Source organism: Ideonella sp. (genome assembly GCF_044358605.1).
In the GTDB taxonomy this organism is placed as follows: Bacteria; Pseudomonadota; Gammaproteobacteria; order Burkholderiales; family Burkholderiaceae_C; genus Ideonella.
This window is the reverse complement of record NZ_JBIKNQ010000017.1, coordinates 59819-76075: the sequence shown is the minus strand read 5'-3', so window position 1 is coordinate 76075 and position 16257 is coordinate 59819. Positions and strand designations below refer to the sequence as shown.

Here is a 16257-nt window from a genome sequence, read left to right as displayed (position 1 = left end):
ACAACCATCGAATTCCTCAACGCGCCCTCAACCACCAGACCCCCATCGAGGCCCTGAAAAAATGGCACGCCTCACACCCCAAGCTCTTCACAAAACGTGTGAATGATCTCCCGGGGCTTGACACCTACAGTCCCCAGATTTGGCCCGACTGGGCTTCGGGTCATGGATACATCGGCACCAAGATCTACACCGCCAACGAAACTGGGATTGGCTGCTTCGACTTTGCGACGAATGCGTCTTGTGGGTCTTACCAGGGTTCGGCCCCCATGGCGGTCTACAACACCCGGACGGACCCCACACGCCCGGGTTGCATCATGGCGCTGGGCGACGTATCCGTGGCCACCATCATCGACGGCAACACCTGGAAGCCCTGCTCGAGCGGCGTGACGGGTGTGCTGCCCGACTTAGAGGTGAACCCCCAGGACTACTATGCCTGTGATGTCAGTCGCTCACGAGTGACTGGCTGGCGCGAGGTTCGCATCAGCAACAGCATTGCATGGGGTGGCGCCAACGGTTTGCGCTCCGTCGCGCTCACCCTCAAAGATGGGCAAGGCCGTGTGCTGCCGGACGTCTACAAGCCCACCCGAAGCTTCGCGGAGGGGAGCTACAACCTCAGCATCGCCGACATCCCCTACAGCCTGTATCCCAAGCTGACCATTGGCCTGAAGATGGAAAGCACGGGGGCCTTTCCCAAGGTGGCCTTTGGTGCGGATGTGACCTGGGATGGCGACCCACAGCAGGTGTGCGTCAGCACCAAGATTTCTTCGCAGCCTAACTGCCAGCTCAACAGTGCCTTGGTGGTGGAGACCAAGGTCATCGGCCAGCCGACGAGCACGCCTGCGGAAACCTTGTCGGTCGCCACGGTGCTCTCCCCCGGCGGCCTCTCCAGCGGCTACTCGGCGGTGGCCACGCCCACATCGCCACGCGCGGTCTTGAGCGACTTGGGCGCACGCGACCCCAAGACCTATGTGGTGCAAGGCCGCTGGGCGCTGCAGCACTTCAGCGGTGACCTCTGGGCCTTCGGTTTAGGGCCCAATGGCCAGATCGACGGCAGCAGCTACCTCTCGGCACAAGCCGCCACGGCGGTGCCTTCAGCACGCCCCATGTTCGCGGCCACACCGGGCGCTGGCGTGCAGCCCGTCAAGAACCTGGACTGGACCCTGCTGAGCGATGGGCAGCGGCAAGCCCTGAACCTCGACCTGGGCGGCGTGGCCGACACCAAGGGCAGTGCGCGGCTGGACTACCTGCGCGGCAGCGATGGCGGCTTCCGCGCCCGCAGCGGCAAGAGCCTGGGGCCGGTCATCAGCTCCAGCCCCGCCATGCTGCTGCCTGCTGCCACTCTGGGTTTGGACGAGCGCAGCCACCCCGGCTACACCGCTTACCGAGCCACGGTGACGCGGCCCCACCCCATCGCCCTGCTCGGCGGCAACGACGGCGCCCTGCATGCCTATGAAGTGCGCCCCGGCAGCCTGAAGGAAGCTTGGTCCTTTGTGCCCGACGCGATGCTGCGCCGCGCGGCCAACTATGCCGATGCCAGCCTTGCAGGCATTCGCGCCAACCCCTACTTTGTGGACAACATCCCCATGGTGGGCCATGCCAACACCACGGGCCAGGCCGATGGCTGGCGCGCGGTGGCGGTGGTCACCTACGGCCGAGGCGCGCGCGCCATCACCGCTCTCGATGTGACCCGCAGCGACCTGAGCCAAGGCGACGGCGTGCTCTTTGAGTACAGCAACACCAGCGACCCTGAGCTCAAAGACCTGGGCTACATCATCAGCCAGCCGGTGAGCAACAACGCCATGGTCTCGCAGCAGATCGTGCAACTCGGCAAAGACAGCGAGCGCCGAGCCGCCGTGCTGGTGGGCAACGGCATCAACAGCAACGACGGCGAAGGTGGCGCCGCCGCCAGCGGCACTGGCAAGGCTGTGCTCTATGCCTTCTACCTGGACCGTGGCGAGCGGCGTTGGCAGCGCTGGGCCGTGGACGAGCTGTGGGCTGGGGCCGACAGCGATCCTGGGCTGAAGACCAACAACGGCCTGAGCACACCGACCCCGGTGGACGTGGATGGTGACGGGCGCATAGACCTGGCCTATGCAGGCGACCTGCAAGGCAATCTGTGGCGCTTTGACATCCGCAACCCTGGTGCGGCCAGCGTGACACGGCTGTTCAAGACCGAGGCCCAGCAGCCCATCACTCAGGCGCCCTTTGTGAGCGTGAACACCCAGGCCACGGGCTGTGGCTCTACCGAGGCCAACGCGGCCACCAGTGCCAAGCGCTGCTGGCAAGTGGTGTTCTCCACGGGTGCAGCCATCTCGCCGCTGATCGGCTCACCCAATGTGGCCACACAGTCCCTCTACGGCGTGCTGGACAAAGGCCGAGGCGCGTCCTTGGTGCGTGGCCAACTGACGGCCATTCCCTTTGAAGTGAACACCCTCCTCAATGGCGTGGAATACCGCGCGCTCAAGCCCACCACCGTCAACTACAAAGGGGGCGCGCTGGGCTGGACCATCGACCTGCAAGCCTTTGAGCACGGCGTGGGTGCACCGCGCCAACAGCCCACGGGCTTGGTGATGTTCTCGTCCATCCGGCCGACCACGCCAGACAGAGCCATTAACGTCTGCATTGGCCCGCGCTCCTGGCTCAATGAAGTAGACCCGATCAATGGCTACAGCGCCCTGGTGCCGTTTGACACCAACGGCGACGGCAACATCGACGGGCAAGACCGCATCAACCCCGACAGCAACTCGCCGCTGAGCCCAGCGGGCATGGCGGTCAGCGGGGCGCAGTTTGGGCCACCGGCATTGCTGCTGGCGGCGTCGACCCAAGCGCAGCAGATGTCGCTGCTGCTGCCCAGCCTGGGGCAAGACACGGGGCAGGTGAACTCCTGGTCGGGCGGTGTCCCGCCTGGGGGCAGCGCCACACCGGGCCAGAACAGCACGGCGCTGACCCATGCCAACAAGACCAAGCTCGGGCGCATGAGCTGGCGTGAGGTGTATTGAGCAGACCTGGGCCGAGCAGGGGAGCACCCACTGCAGGCCCCGGTGTTTGGAGAGCATTGAGAGCTTTGAGGCACAAAGATCGCTACGGATGCACTGCGGTCGCGATAAATTTCTCGGTAGACAAATTTCAGCCGTATTTCAATAGGGTTCCATCCGGCTGACTCTCCTCTGTAATAGAAACACAAAGACTATGATATATATATATTTCCATAAAGGATATTTAAATATACTTGGCGAATCGATGCAAACTCTCTTGACGCCTGAATCTCTGCCCATAGAATCAACTTGTTACTGATGTAACTTGATAGGGTTTAACCGTTGGGTGGGTCGCTCTAGAAGTGGCCCAAGAACAAGAGATGGCAGCACAGGGAAGAGAAGCTGTTCACCAGCCGTCCCGGTCTCTGCCCAGTGAGCGTAGAGAGGGCGGCGGTGGACACCAATGACATCGGGCTGATCGATGCCGATTCGCCGTGGAAGTATTGTGATTCAGAGCTTGAGAAGGCGAAGTATCAACGCCGAATTGCGCTCTTCCTGATACCACTGCTGCGCAGAAACTCCATCAGCTCAGTGTTGGAGGTGGGTGCCAATAGTGGCCAGGGTACCTTGATGCTGCAGCAATTGGGTTTGGATGCCCATGCTGTAGACCCTCACTTCAGGTCTGATGTCTCGGAACTTCACCCTTGTCTGAAGCGCGCTTCTGGCCTGTACCTGCCTTATGGCAACCGTCGGTTTGAGCTGAGTTTTTCGTTTGACGTGATTGAGCATGTCGGCACCGTCGGACCGGCCTTGACCCTCTCGGACAACCACTGGCGGCTACGGCGGCAGTTTGTGGACGAACTGTGCAGGGTCAGTTGCGAGATGGTGGTGATCACGACGGCGAACAAGCGCTTTCCATTTGACGAGCACGGCACGGGTCTGCTGGGAAGCTTTCGGCCGCACAGCACGCGCGAGCAGGCGACGCTGTCCGCAGACGAATTGGTGCGCCTGTTTCGGCGCAATGGATTTGAGTTGGAGCGGCATCTCGACCCCACGGGCTTCTTCGAGATGGACCGACTGCGCCGCAGTCTCGGTGAGCCCGCTGCGAACCTGGCGGAATGGTGGCTGAGGCTGTCAAGCAACCGGTTATTGGGGGGCTCGATGCTCAATCCGCACTTGTTCTTGAGCTTCCGGCGACGCTGAGGGCCGGCAGGGTCGGCAGGCGCAGGTGAAAGCGTGCGCCATGAGGCTGGGCATCGCTCACACTGACTTGGCCGTGGTGGGTGCGCGCAATGGCCGCCACGATGGACAGGCCCAAACCATGACCCGGTTTTCGTTGGGCATTGGTGTAGCGCTGGAACAGATGCGGTCTCAGTGAGTCTGGAATGCCCGGGCCTTGGTCGGCAATGATCAGCTCGATCTCGCCAAGATGCTTAACGACTTCTAAAGAGACTGAGCCATCTTGAGCATCGGTGTGGCGGATGGCGTTGTCGATCAGGTTTTGCAGCGCAATGCGCAGCAGGACGGGGTCGCCCGACACACTCAAGCCCTGTGTGTGGTTGAGCCCGTGGGTCTGAATGGGCAAGATGGTGTCGTGCAAGACTTCGTTCACCCATTCGGTCACCGATACGGCATGGAACTCGGGGTGGATGGCCAGCTCATCAATGCGCTCGGCGGTGATCAATTTGTTGGCAAGAAACTGCAATCGATCAGCCGCGATGCCCATATTGCGCAAGCGATCCGCCAAATTGGATTGCTGAGCGCCTGGGCGCAAGCGCAGCTCGTCGAGAAGTCGACGTATGCGTCGCGCTGGCGGCTGGAACTCCTGAGCAGCGACCAACAACAAGTCGCGCTGCGCGCGCTCTTCGCGGCGTAAGTCTTCATGCAAGGTTTGCAGGGCGGAGGTGCCTGCCAGCACCTTTTCTTGCAAGGATGAACGCTCTGCCAGCAGTTGGCCCTGCAGGTGCTGGCGCCGTAGGTGTGCTCGCCCGTGGGTCTGGGCGAGGCCCCGCACTAAGTCAAAAAGAATCACGCAGTAGCAGGCGAACAAGGTGTACTGCCACGCCGTCATGTTGAAAGCGCCGAAGCTCCAGTAGCCCCACTTGCCGCCGTATTGATAGAGAAACGCGGCGCCCAGCAGCCAACCCCACACCCCTTGAGCGCGGGCTTTGGGGTGACCCCTTAACGTCTGCAATAAGAGGCCTAAACCCAAGCCAGCCATGGTGGGAGGCAGCGCGACGGCCAGCCCCAAAAACAGCGACCACCCCATGGCATCCATGACCAAGGCCACCGGAATCACCAACCATGACATGGCCAACGTGACGCTGTGCAGCCGCGGGTAGTCTTCGGCCAAAGACAGATAGCGGCCCATGAACATGACCACCGACACCAGCATCAGTCCGCCAGACGCCGTCAGCAGCCAGCTATAGGCTTGCAGCGAGAAGTCCAGCAGCAAGATGGACAGCATGCCGTTAAAGCTCAGCACGAACAGCAAGCCTGCGCCGGTTTGCGCCAACCACACTGCAACCCTGCCGTTGCGCGAGCGCAGAAATGCCAAGCTCGCGGCGACCAGACAGGCGCACATCAAGCCAAACAAAATGCCAAAGCCCAGACCCTGCAAGCGCAAGCTTTCTAGCTGGTACTCGGGAGATGTCACTTGCACATAGACCGCCATGGAGGCAGAGGACTTCACTTTGAGCAATACGATGGTGGGGCCGGGCCTCTCGGGCTTGATGACGAAGCTGTGCTCTAGCGTGGCGCCGCTGCGTGATTGCCGCGGCACGCCAATGCCGGATCGCCCCACAAACACCGGATGCCCCGTGGCGTCCAAGGTGTAGGCCTCGATGCTGTCGAGAATGGCGGGGCCGACAGACACCACCGACGCTGTCCCCGGAGGCGAGGAGGAAAACCGCACGGCCAGCCACATGGCGTGACGCTGATAGCCGCGCCCAAACCCGCTGTCCTCGCGCTCGAACTCACCCGCAAGATAGCTTTTGAGCGCCTGATCAGGCGAATGAATCTCCACCGACTTGGCGCTGGCAGAAACGGTGAAGTCGTGCTGCGGCATCCAGACGCCGCACCCGGTCAACAGCAGACAGCTGCACAGCAGGCCCCACAACGCCCGTCGCAGCGTGCGGCTCATGCAGCAACCCCAGCTTCAATCGGCGGTAGCGCCATGATGATGTTCAGCCCACCGGCATCCGGCACCTCCGCGCGAGTACGGCCTCCCAGCTTGACGCCGACGGCACTGACCATGCTCCAGCCCAGGTCCTCCGTCAGGCGCAGTGGCTCAATGGGGATCAGAGCATCGTGAAGCGCTTTCTCCTCAGCGGGGCTCAGTCGGGGGCCATCGTCGGTGACGCAGACCTGAATGCCCAGCGTGCAGCGGCTCAAGGAGAGGATCACCGCATTGGGCTGCCGGCTGCTGCGAGCTAAGGCATGGTTGATGACGATGGTGAAGGCGCCCCGCAGCAAACGGGTGTCCGCGCGGATGACGCAAGGTGCATCGTCATCGGGCAAGCCCAACCCCAGCGTCATGTCTTCGCTGTAGTCTCCCGCCATCTCTAGCAGCCACTCACGCAAGTCCACGGAATGCAGTTGAGGAGACTGCACCCACTGCCGCCACTGGTCGAGCAAGATGACTCGGTTGGTCAACTCGACCAACTGCTCGGAGGTCTTGCGCAGCTCGGCCAGAGGCGCAACCGTATCGGCGGCGGGCGGAGTGGTCTCGTAGCGCAGCGAGTCCAGGGAGGCTTTGATCATGGCTGCGGGTGTACGGAACTCGTGCGAGGCCATCGACAGCAAACGGCGATGCGCTTGCTCAGCATCCATTAAGTCTGCGTTAGCTTTCTCTAGCTCGCTGGCGCGCTGCTGCACCTTTTGCCTTAAGGCATCGCGTTCTAGCTGCAGGTCGCGCTTCAGCGTGGCTTGCTCATAGAGTTGTGCTTGCCGCTCGCGCGTAATCTCCGACACGATGTTGAGCAGCAGGCCTGCGATGCTGACCCCGGCCACCACTTGCCAGCCGTACATGCTCAGTGCATCTAAGGGCACCAAGCCTGTCTCGCCCGCGTACTGGTAACCCACGGACAGCGTGTGAAAGATGAAGAGGCCGCCATAGCGCAGCGCATAACGCTGACCATGCTGCACGCCGTGCCACACAATCCACGGCGCCACCAAGAACAGCGGAATGGTCCATAACGCAGCACCCAAGATGATGGAGCCGCCCATGCTCAGCGAGACCAAGCCCGCCCCCGCGGCCAAGGCACCCCAGCGCACCAGCCATGCTGCGGCGCGGCTGTTCTGTTGATCGTCGGGCAAGAAGGCGCGCAGCACACTGGCAATGCTGATGCCCGCCAGCCACGTGGCGGCCAGCAAGGTGGCGTGCACCACGCCAGGGTGATGCCAGTCCAGACTGGCTGCCAGCACGCCATTCCAGGCCAGGGCATACAGCGTGAATCCGGCAATCAAGGTGGCCCACACATAGAGCTGATCATCCTTCAGCACCGCCGCGGCCCAGAGTGCGCCTAAGTAGACGGCGGCGCAGAAAGTGACCATGGTCCAGAGCAAGAGGTTCTCGCGGAAAAAACGTGTCGTGTGGTCGCCTTGCGACTCGATGTGAATCGTCACCGCATGATTGCTGGTGGCGTGCACTTGAATAAGCCACATGCCGTGAGAGGGTCCGCCGTCGGCCAGGCGAAATGCCGCTTGACGGTCCCGCATATGGCGGGCCGCAGGGGGCACATAGAGGCCGCCTTCACCGACCTTGTCTATACGTGTATCACCAGGGTGAACGCGATACAGCGTGATTCTGTCCAGCAGTGGCATGCCGACGGTCAGGCGCGGGTCGCTACCCCAGCGATGGTTGGGCGGAATCTCCAACACCCACCAGCAGTCATCGCCCGTCTGGGGGCGACCCGCGCCATTGACGCGGGTGATATCAAACTCACCCCGGCGATACGATGCCAATGCCTGTTCGGGTGAGTGATACACCTCACCCGGTTCGGAATACCAGAGCCCAAAGCCCTGCACTGGTGCCTGCCGTGGCAGCAGGAACAGGGCAGCCAAGCAGAGCAAGAACAAGACCGGCGAAATTCGCAGCCAACTCTTGCTCCAACCTTGAATTTTCAGTGGCGAAAGTGCAGCGCTCAATGGGGTTCCAAAGCGATAATTCGAGGGTCCGAACAACCAGTGGCGTGCCTCTCGTGAACCAACCAACTACAGCGGCCCATGTGTACATTGTCGAAGACGAAGAAGTGCTTCGCAATGAGTTGTGCTTCGTACTGTCGCGAAGCGGGTTCAGTGTCGAGGGCGTGGCCACGGCTACAGAGCTTTATCGGCGCTTGGCGGTCAAAAATGCAGCCGTCATCGTGCTTGACATTGGCCTCGACGGTGAAGATGGTCTGTCCATCTGCAAGTACCTGCGAGGCCATGACCCGAGCTTGGGCATCGTCTTCTTGACGGCGCGTGGCTTGCGTGATGATCGCATCACGGGTTTGGTCGCTGGAGCGGATGCCTATTTGGTCAAGCCCGTCGAGATCCAGGAAATTGTGCTCGTCATTGAGCGATTGATGGCCCGACGCGATTACATGGGTCGTCCCGCTCCGGAAGCCATCGGCGCTGACGCAGCGCCGGCCAACCCGCCTACGGCGGTGGCGCCCGCTGCCGCAGGGCCAGCAGTCGCCGCCCAGCCGCAAGCCTCATCGGTGGCTGACGCTTCCAGCTGGCACTTGGATGTCGCTTTTGGTCAGCTGCGGGCGCCCAATGGCCATATCTGTTCGCTGTCAGATGTCGAGCGCAAACTGATCTTCTGCCTCATGTCGCAAATGGGTCAGCCAGTTTCTTCTGAGCAATTGGCACAGAAACTCAGTATTCCGATCGAGTCCTATCAGCGCCATCGGGTTGAGGTGATTATCAGCCGCCTCAGAAAGAGCGTTGAGCAAGCGGTAGGCCTCAAGCTGCCACTGTTCTCGGTGCGCGGCGTCGGCTACTTTGTACGAGACATCTTCTCGGGCTAAAGCCAGGTCAACCCCTTCAATGACGAGGCATTGAGGGGGCTCTCGGCCGTCTGGATGCTGTCCGTGAATCGAGGGGCTGGGTGCTGAGATACTCTTATATAAAATCTCAAGCTAAATATATAGAAATAATCTCTTGATGTTGAGATTTGATCTCTTTTGTGTTCTGTGAGGTATTTCATGTTCCCCCTGGGAAGGGCCGGATCGTGATTTTGTAGGGCTGTTATCACCCGGGGTGTTCTATATATTCGGCCTCCTTGCTTGGAGCCGTACATGATGAACACCTCACCCCTCGGGACGCCCCGTGCAGTGACTGCCGCCGCCCCACCACGCCCGTGGCGCCGTGCCGCCCTGGCCGCCATGGTGTTCTCAGCGATGGGCCTGGCTCTGTGGGCCACTGTGGCTGCGGTGGCGCCGCAAGGAACTCCAGCCCCAGAAGCGGTGGCGCTCGCAAGCACCCCGTCGTCGGCTTTTGCTAGCCCGCTCGGGGGATTGCGCTTGGTGCGGCAGGACGGTGCCCCGCTCCTGCCTGACAGCTTGCGCGGCAAAACCGTGCTCCTGAACTTCGCGTTCACGGCCTGCTCCACCACCTGCCCCGGGACGACCCAGCAGTTGCGACAAGTGCAGCAGGCGGTGGCCGCGCACAGCGCGCATATCGAGTTTGTGACGGTCAGCGTGGACCCTTTGTCCGACACGCCGGCCGCCCTGCAGCACTACGCGCAAGCCCAAGGCGTTGACTTCAAACACTGGCAGTGGTTGACCGGCGAGCCTGCGCAGGTTCAGCGCTTGATCCAGCACTTTGGTGCGTTGCCAGGTGACAGCCGCAAGCCCGAGGACCATCTGACCTCTCTGTTCCTGATTGACGGCTTTGGCCGTGTGATCGTCCGCCTCTCTGGTGCGCCGGTGAACCTAGAGCGCACGCAACGCGAGCTGCTGGACGTGGACCGCAGCATCAGCGCCCGCGCCCGCCTGGCCCAAGCCTGAGCAGACTCCCCACCACGGCGCGCTGCACGACCCCTCTGATTGAGACAAACCATGAACAAACCCCTGACCTTGCCTTTGACGGCGCTGGCTTTGGCCCTCTCGCTGACCGCCTGTGGTGGCGGTGGCGGCAGTGAGGCCGAACCCCTGGCGAGCCAGCGCGCCCAAGCCGCAGCCGTCGGCGTGGCCAACGAGACCTGGTATCAGGTGACGCCGCCACCCGACCCGCTGCTCAGCGGCGTCACGCCCGCCGCCACTGCGCACAGCGAAGGCATGTGGCTGCCCACCATGGACTGGCCCATCAACGCCATCCACATGGTGTTGCTGCCCAGCGGCAAGCTCCTGAGCTATGGCACACGCCCCTATGAAAACGATGGTGGTTTGGGCAACCAAGATGGTGGCGCCAATGTGCTGTGGGACCCGTCGGAGGGTGATGGCAAGGTCTTTAACGTCACGCGCTTTTCCACCTCCTCATACAACCAGCTGAATAGCTTCTGCAGCTCCGCCACCATCTTGGCTGACGGCAAAGTCTTGACCGCTGGGGGCTCGGGCGGCTTTGTGGGTGGGCGTACCTCCAGCACCTTCATGTCGGGCCTGTACTCGCCCGAGACCAACCGCACCGAGCGCCAAACCGGCTTCGATACGGCGGATGCGCGCTGGTACTCCACCATGCTCACGCTGGCCGATGGCCGACCGATCCTGCTGGGCGGCATGGTGCCCTACTCGGAGGGCTCATGGGCCTCGCAAAATGCTAACAATCTTGCGGCACTGACACCGGAGATCTTCACCAGTGGCAAGGGCTGGTCCTTCCTGACGGGCGCCTACAGCACCGAGGCCTTCGGCATGTACCGCACCCGCAATGAGTTCCCGCATGCCTGGGTGGCACCCAATGGCGAAGTGTTTGGGATCTCTTCTGACGTGATGTGGGCGCTGAACCCGGCGGGCAGTGGCTCCATTCGCACGGTCGGCATCTTCAAGGGCGGCGCCGTGGTGGGCAATGGTGGTGCAGGCGGCACGCGCAGCCTGCCGAATGTGGGCTCGTCCACGACCAGTGCCGTCATGTTCGCGCCGGGCAAGGCCCTGCAAATGGGCGGCAATGGCTACTGGGTGGCCGATGGCAGCCATCTGTGGGCCAGCAGTGCCGCCACGGTGATCGACTTCAACAACCCCAGCGCACCCGTGCTGACCGAAACCGGCGAGATGAAGCGTTCACGGCGCTTCTTCAACGCCACGGTGCTGCCAGATGGCAAGGTCTTTGCCAATGGCGGCAGCTCCTATGGCAACAACGACGGCGCCTATGCGCGCTTGAACGGTGAGATCTGGGACCCGGCCACTGGCCAGTGGACGCTGATGGCGGCGCAAACCAAGGCCCGGGTTTATCACAACAGCTCGGCCCTGCTGCCCAACGGCACGGTCATCAGCGGCGGCGGCGGCAACCCCGGCCCGGTGTTCAACAAGAACGCCGAGATCTTCTTGCCCCCCTACTTATTCAAGCAAAGTGGCGCCACCTCCGTGTGGGCCGCTCGCCCCAGCATCACTGGCACCACGGCCTTCAAGGTGGCGCATGGCGCCAGCTTCAGCCTGGAGATGGCCACCACTGCCAAGATCAAGTCGATCAGCATGTTGGGCTTGACGGTGACCACCCACGGCTTCAACGCCGGCCAGCGCCGCATTCCATTGACCTTCACCCAAACAGGTGGGCGCTTGGATGCCGTGGCGCCCAATGCCAACTTGACGCCACCGGGCTACTACATGGTCTCGGCGGTTGATGAGATGGGCGTGCCTTCCAAGGCCTTCATCATGGCCGTGGGGGCGAACGTGTCGCCGCCACCGGCTCGCATGGAGCCCTTGGCGCCGGTGACCGTGGTCGGCCAGATCCCAACCCCCGCCACCAGCGTCGGTGTGGCCACGCCCTTCAGTGCCACGCTGACCGTGGCCGACGCTCAAGTGAGCTGGGACTTTGGTGATGGCACCCCCCCCACCGCCTTCGGCCCCAACCAGCCGCTGCAGCACACCTTCAGCCAGCCCGGCGTTTACACCGTGGTGGTCTCGATGAAGAACCGCGTCGGGCTGATCTCGACCTACTCTTTCATGCAGATGGTCAAAGGCCCCATCGTGGACTATGTGGGCAGAGCCTCCTCGGCCATGGTGCTGGAGCGCCGCAGCACGGGCGGTGACCGCCTCTGGGTGGTGAGCCCCGACCACAACAAGGTCTCGGCCTTCACCACCACCACCGGCGCCAAGGTGGACATCACCGTTGGTGAAGAGCCGCGTGCCGTGGCGGTGAGCTTTAACGGCACCATTGGCGTGGTCAACAAGCGCTCGGCCACGGTCACGCTGATCGACCCCAGGACCTTGCGCATCCTGCGCACCGTGAGCTTGCCGCGCGGCAGCCAGCCGCATGGCTTGGTCTTCAGCCCCGATGGCGCCACCGGCTATGTGGCCCTGGAAGGCTTGGGCCAAGTCGCACGCTTTGCCACCGCCAATGCGGCGGTGGGTCTGCCCATCACCGTCGGCGGCACGCCGCGCCACTTGGCCATCAAGGGTGACGGTCTTTACTTGGCGGTCTCTAAATTTGTGACGCCCTTGCAGGCGGGCGAGGCTACAGCCAGCGTGGACGTGAGCCAAGGCGGTGCCGAAGTGGTGGCCGTGGATCTGATCAACAACAGCATCCTAAAGACCATTGTGCTGAAGCACAGCACGGTGCTGGACACGGCGGTCTCCGGCCGTGGTGTGCCCAACTACCTGGGCCCCATGGTCTTGTCGCCGGATGAGAGCGTGGCCTGGATTCCGTCCAAGCAGGACAACATCGCCCGCGGCCGTCTGCGCGATGGCAATGACCTGGACTTCCAGAACACCGTGCGGGCCGTGACCTCGCGGGTGGACCTGGCGACTTTGGAAGAAATTCCACAGGGCCGCATTGACCACGACAACGCCAGCGTGGCCTCGGCGGCCGCCTTCAGTGCCACCGGCTTGCTGGGCTTTGTGACGCTGGAGACCAGCCGCGAGCTGGCCGTGCTCAATGCCAAGACGGGTGAACAACTGTTCCGCGTGGATGTGGGCCTGGCCCCGCAAGCCGTGGTGCCGGCGCGGGATGGCCGCAGCGTCTACGTGTTCAACTTCATGGGCCGCAGCGTGACGGTGGTCGATCTCTCGCCGCTGCTGGACTTCGGCCAGCGACGCGCCACCGTGAAGGCCACTTGGGCGGCCGTGCCCAGCACCTCGCTGACGGGGGATGTCGAGCTGGGCAAGCGCCTCTTCTACGATGCCAAAGACGCGCGCTTGGCCCGCGACAGCTATATGAGCTGCGCCGCCTGCCATAACGACGGCGGCAGCGATGGCCGCACCTGGGACCTGAGCCACGCCGGCGAAGGCCTGCGCAACACCCCCACCCTGCGGGGCCGCATGGGCGCAGGCTTTGGCAAGCTGCACTGGACGGGCAACTTTGACGAAGTGCAAGACTTTGAAGGCCAGATCCGCACCCTGGCGGGTGGCACCGGTTTGATGAGCGATACCGCCTTCAACACGGGCAGCACCAGCCAGCCCTTGGGTGACAAAAAGGCCGGCAAGAGCGCTGACCTTGATAGGCTTGCGGCCTATGTCAATTCGCTGACCAAGGTGGATGCCAGCCCAGCGCGTGTCTCGGCCACCGTGATGTCTGTGGCCGCGCAGGCCGGGCAGGCGCTGTTCACCAGCAAGAACTGCATCGCCTGCCACACGCCGGCCACGCAGTACACCAACAGCGTGGGCGGCAGCCTGCAGGATGTGGGCACGCTCAAGGCCAGCAGCGGCAAGCGCTTGGGCGCGGTGTTGACGGGCTTGGATGTCCCGACCTTGAAGGGTGCGTGGAACACAGGCCCCTGGCTGCATGACGGCTCGGCCCCGACGCTGGAGGCGGCCATCAGCGCGCACACCAAGCTCAACCTCACTCTCAGCGCGGCTGAGCTGGCCAACCTGGCCGCCTTTGTGAAGGAAGTCGAATGAGGGACTTACGGTAGCTGGTATCGCACCGCGCCAGCAGTGACTTTGCCCGCGTTTTCGGGGCCCCAGCCGTGAAGCTTAGTCTTTAGAATCCGCTCACTCTTGATGACCCAAGGCCTCGACAAAAGGGGCTGAACAAAGCAGCTATGGTGGACTCGTCAGCGCAAGCTTGGAACCCCGCGACCTGGTCAGGGACCTTCAAACTGGTGGGCTCCGACCTGGACCGCCTGGCCATGCATTTGGGCAAGCCGCACTCGCGGGTGCACAAGTGCTACTTCGCGTTGCTGCCGGGGTTTCAGGCCCTGTTTTGGCACCGCATTGCGCGGCGTTTGCTGTTGGGGGGCTGGAACTTTCCCGCCCGCCTGATCGCGCTGATGGCCATGTACCTGACGCGGGCTGAGCTGCCGCCGACCTCCTCGATTGGCCCCTCGGCCTTGATCGCCCATGCCACGGGCGTCTATGTGTTTGGCCAAGTTGGTGCGCGCATGACCATCCAGGGCGATGGGGGTTTTGGCGGCGGCTTTGGCGTGGACGACATTGGCGCTGGGCCCGGCTATGCGGTGGCTGGCGACGACGTGGTCATCGCCTTTGGCGCGCGAGTGCTGGGGCCGGTGCGCATTGGCAACGGGGTGCATGTCGGCCCGGGCGCCTTGGTGACCTTTGATGTGCCCGATGGCTCCCTGGTGCTGTGGGATCGCCCACGGGTCATCAAGGGCGGTGCCAAGACAGCCCCGCCGTCTCAGTGAGAATGCAGGGACATAGGCTTTTGCTGCTCCCATGTCCACCACCCATGCCCTGATCGATGTTCTGAAAGCGGAGTTGAAGACCTCCGGCATCACCTATGCCGTGCTGGCCAAAGAGTTGGGCATGGCCGAGTCCAGCATCAAGCGCATGTTTGCGCAGGCCGAGATGCCGCTGTCGCGGGTGGATGAAATCTGCCGCGTCTTGCGCATGGACTTTGCCGACTTGGCCCGCAAGGTGGCCGATGCACAGCCGTTGCGCCGTGAACTGACGCTGGAGCAAGAAAAGGCGGTGATCAGCGACCGCAAGCTGCTGCTGATGGCCATTTGCTGCTTGAGCCAATGGACGTTGGACCAAGTCATCACCAACTATCGGATGACCGAGGCCGAGGCTATCAAGTACCTGGTGCGTCTGGATCACCTGGGCATCATTGAGCTGCGGCCCATGAACCGCTATCGGCTTAAGGTGGCCAAGGGCTTTCGCTGGCGGCCTCATGGCCCGGTGATGCAGTTCTTCCGCGAAGAAGTGGTGGGCGACTATTACAGCGGCGGCTTTGATGGCGAGGGCGAGATGCTGACCTTGGTGCATGGCCAGATTGGCCGCAGCTTGGCGCAGCTCTTCAATGAGCGTTTACAGCGCGTGGCCCAAGACTTTGCTCAGCAGCACTTGGCCGACCAAAAGCTGCCGGCCGACCAAAAACGACCCTACACCTTGGTGATCGGCATGCGCTCTTGGCTGTTTGCGGCCTTCCGAGACCTCAAACGCTGATGAAGGCTTAATCCAGCAAGGATAAATCGCGCACGCAATAACCGGTGCCCCGCACCGACATCAGGGGCAGGTGCATGCCGGTGGATTGCTCGACATTGCGGCGCAGGCGGCTGACGATGACCTCGATGCGGTGGCGGTGGCCATCATCGACCTCGAAGTCGAGGATCTTGGCCAGCGCTTCGGCCGACAGGGGCTCACCACCGGCTTGACCCAAACCGTAGAGCAAGGCGCGCTCATTGCTGGAGATTCGCCGTGTCTTGCCGTTGGGCGCTTGCAGCAGGCCTGATGCAATGCGCAGCGTCCAGAGTGTCGGGGGCGGCGGCGGGGGGCCGGCGACAGCAGTTGCGGCCATCTCAGGGCCATGTGCCGCCGCGAGGCGGCTTAACTCAGCGGCGCGTGCCAGCCAGCGGTCTTGGATGCGGGCCAAGATCAGCAGCAGCTCTCGGGTATCGACAGGCTTGGTCAGGTAGGCATCCGCGCCACACGACAAGCCTTTGAAACGGTCATCGGGAGCGGTCATGCCCGTCACGAAGACAATGCCGAGTTGGGGATTGTGAGCCCTGAGATACTCGCAAATGCTGAAACCGTCCTCACCCTCTAGGCCGACATCCAGAACCACGGCGTCCACGCTTTGGACGGCCATTTGACGGTAGAGTTCAGCGGCGCTAGGGACGGCAAAGACCGCATATTGGTTATGTTCCAGCACAAAACGGAGTGCTTCTCGCAAGACATCGTCGTCTTCGACCAAGAAGATATTCATGGTGCGGGACTCGGCGGTGAGGACGCGCATGGTGGTGATG

General features: G+C 62.6%; 10 protein-coding genes. 7 read left to right on the top strand and 3 right to left on the bottom strand.

The annotated features are described in order from the left end of the window. Together ACIQ3Q_RS08410 and ACIQ3Q_RS08405 are read left to right on the top strand one after the other, a co-directional pair. Positions 1–2999: pilus assembly protein (locus ACIQ3Q_RS08410; protein WP_396268603.1), on the top strand; the 2999-nt coding region annotated here is incomplete at its 5' end. A 429-nt stretch (positions 3000–3428) separates the two neighbouring features. Next, positions 3429–4178: a class I SAM-dependent methyltransferase gene (locus tag ACIQ3Q_RS08405; RefSeq protein WP_396268602.1), complete on the top strand. Its 750-nt coding sequence runs from the start codon at positions 3429–3431 to the stop codon at positions 4176–4178. On the opposite strand, the gene ACIQ3Q_RS08400 is transcribed toward ACIQ3Q_RS08405, so the two are convergent. Both ACIQ3Q_RS08400 and ACIQ3Q_RS08395 read right to left on the bottom strand, forming a co-directional pair. Continuing rightward, positions 4141–6117 (bottom strand): ATP-binding protein, encoded by a 1977-nt coding sequence (locus tag ACIQ3Q_RS08400; RefSeq protein WP_396268600.1) that lies wholly within the window; start codon positions 6115–6117, stop codon positions 4141–4143. The two genes, ACIQ3Q_RS08405 and ACIQ3Q_RS08400, sit on opposite strands and share 38 nt — an antisense overlap. Then, complete coding sequence (locus ACIQ3Q_RS08395) at positions 6114–8123, bottom strand: hypothetical protein (protein WP_396268598.1); 2010 nt, start codon at positions 8121–8123, stop codon at positions 6114–6116. Before ACIQ3Q_RS08395 ends, ACIQ3Q_RS08400 begins: the two co-directional genes overlap by 4 nt. Here ACIQ3Q_RS08395 and ACIQ3Q_RS08390 point away from each other — a divergent pair. From ACIQ3Q_RS08390 to ACIQ3Q_RS08370, 5 genes are all read left to right on the top strand, one after another. Next, the gene (locus ACIQ3Q_RS08390) at positions 8123–8989 is read left to right on the top strand and encodes a response regulator transcription factor (RefSeq protein ID WP_396268597.1); all 867 of its coding nucleotides are present in this window, start codon (positions 8123–8125) and stop codon (positions 8987–8989) included. The two genes, ACIQ3Q_RS08395 and ACIQ3Q_RS08390, sit on opposite strands and share 1 nt — an antisense overlap. A gap of 273 nt (positions 8990–9262) precedes the next feature. Beyond that, positions 9263–9970: an SCO family protein gene (locus ACIQ3Q_RS08385; RefSeq protein ID WP_396268596.1), complete on the top strand. Its 708-nt coding sequence runs from the start codon at positions 9263–9265 to the stop codon at positions 9968–9970. A gap of 51 nt (positions 9971–10021) precedes the next feature. Continuing rightward, entirely contained in the window at positions 10022–13951 is a 3930-nt protein-coding gene (locus ACIQ3Q_RS08380) for a galactose oxidase-like domain-containing protein (RefSeq protein WP_396268595.1), read from the top strand. 143 nt (positions 13952–14094) lie between these two features. Further along, a complete protein-coding gene (locus ACIQ3Q_RS08375; protein WP_396268594.1) occupies positions 14095–14694 on the top strand; it encodes a serine O-acetyltransferase in 600 nt (199 codons plus the stop codon). Between the two features lie 31 nt (positions 14695–14725). Next, a complete protein-coding gene (locus tag ACIQ3Q_RS08370; protein WP_396268593.1) occupies positions 14726–15457 on the top strand; it encodes a helix-turn-helix domain-containing protein in 732 nt (243 codons plus the stop codon). Positions 15458–15464: 7 nt separating this feature from the next. Here the strand turns inward: ACIQ3Q_RS08370 and ACIQ3Q_RS08365 are convergent, their stop codons facing one another. Then, positions 15465–16247, bottom strand: coding sequence for a response regulator transcription factor (locus ACIQ3Q_RS08365; protein ID WP_396268592.1), 783 nt, complete (start codon positions 16245–16247; stop codon positions 15465–15467). Positions 16248–16257 lie beyond the last annotated feature (10 nt).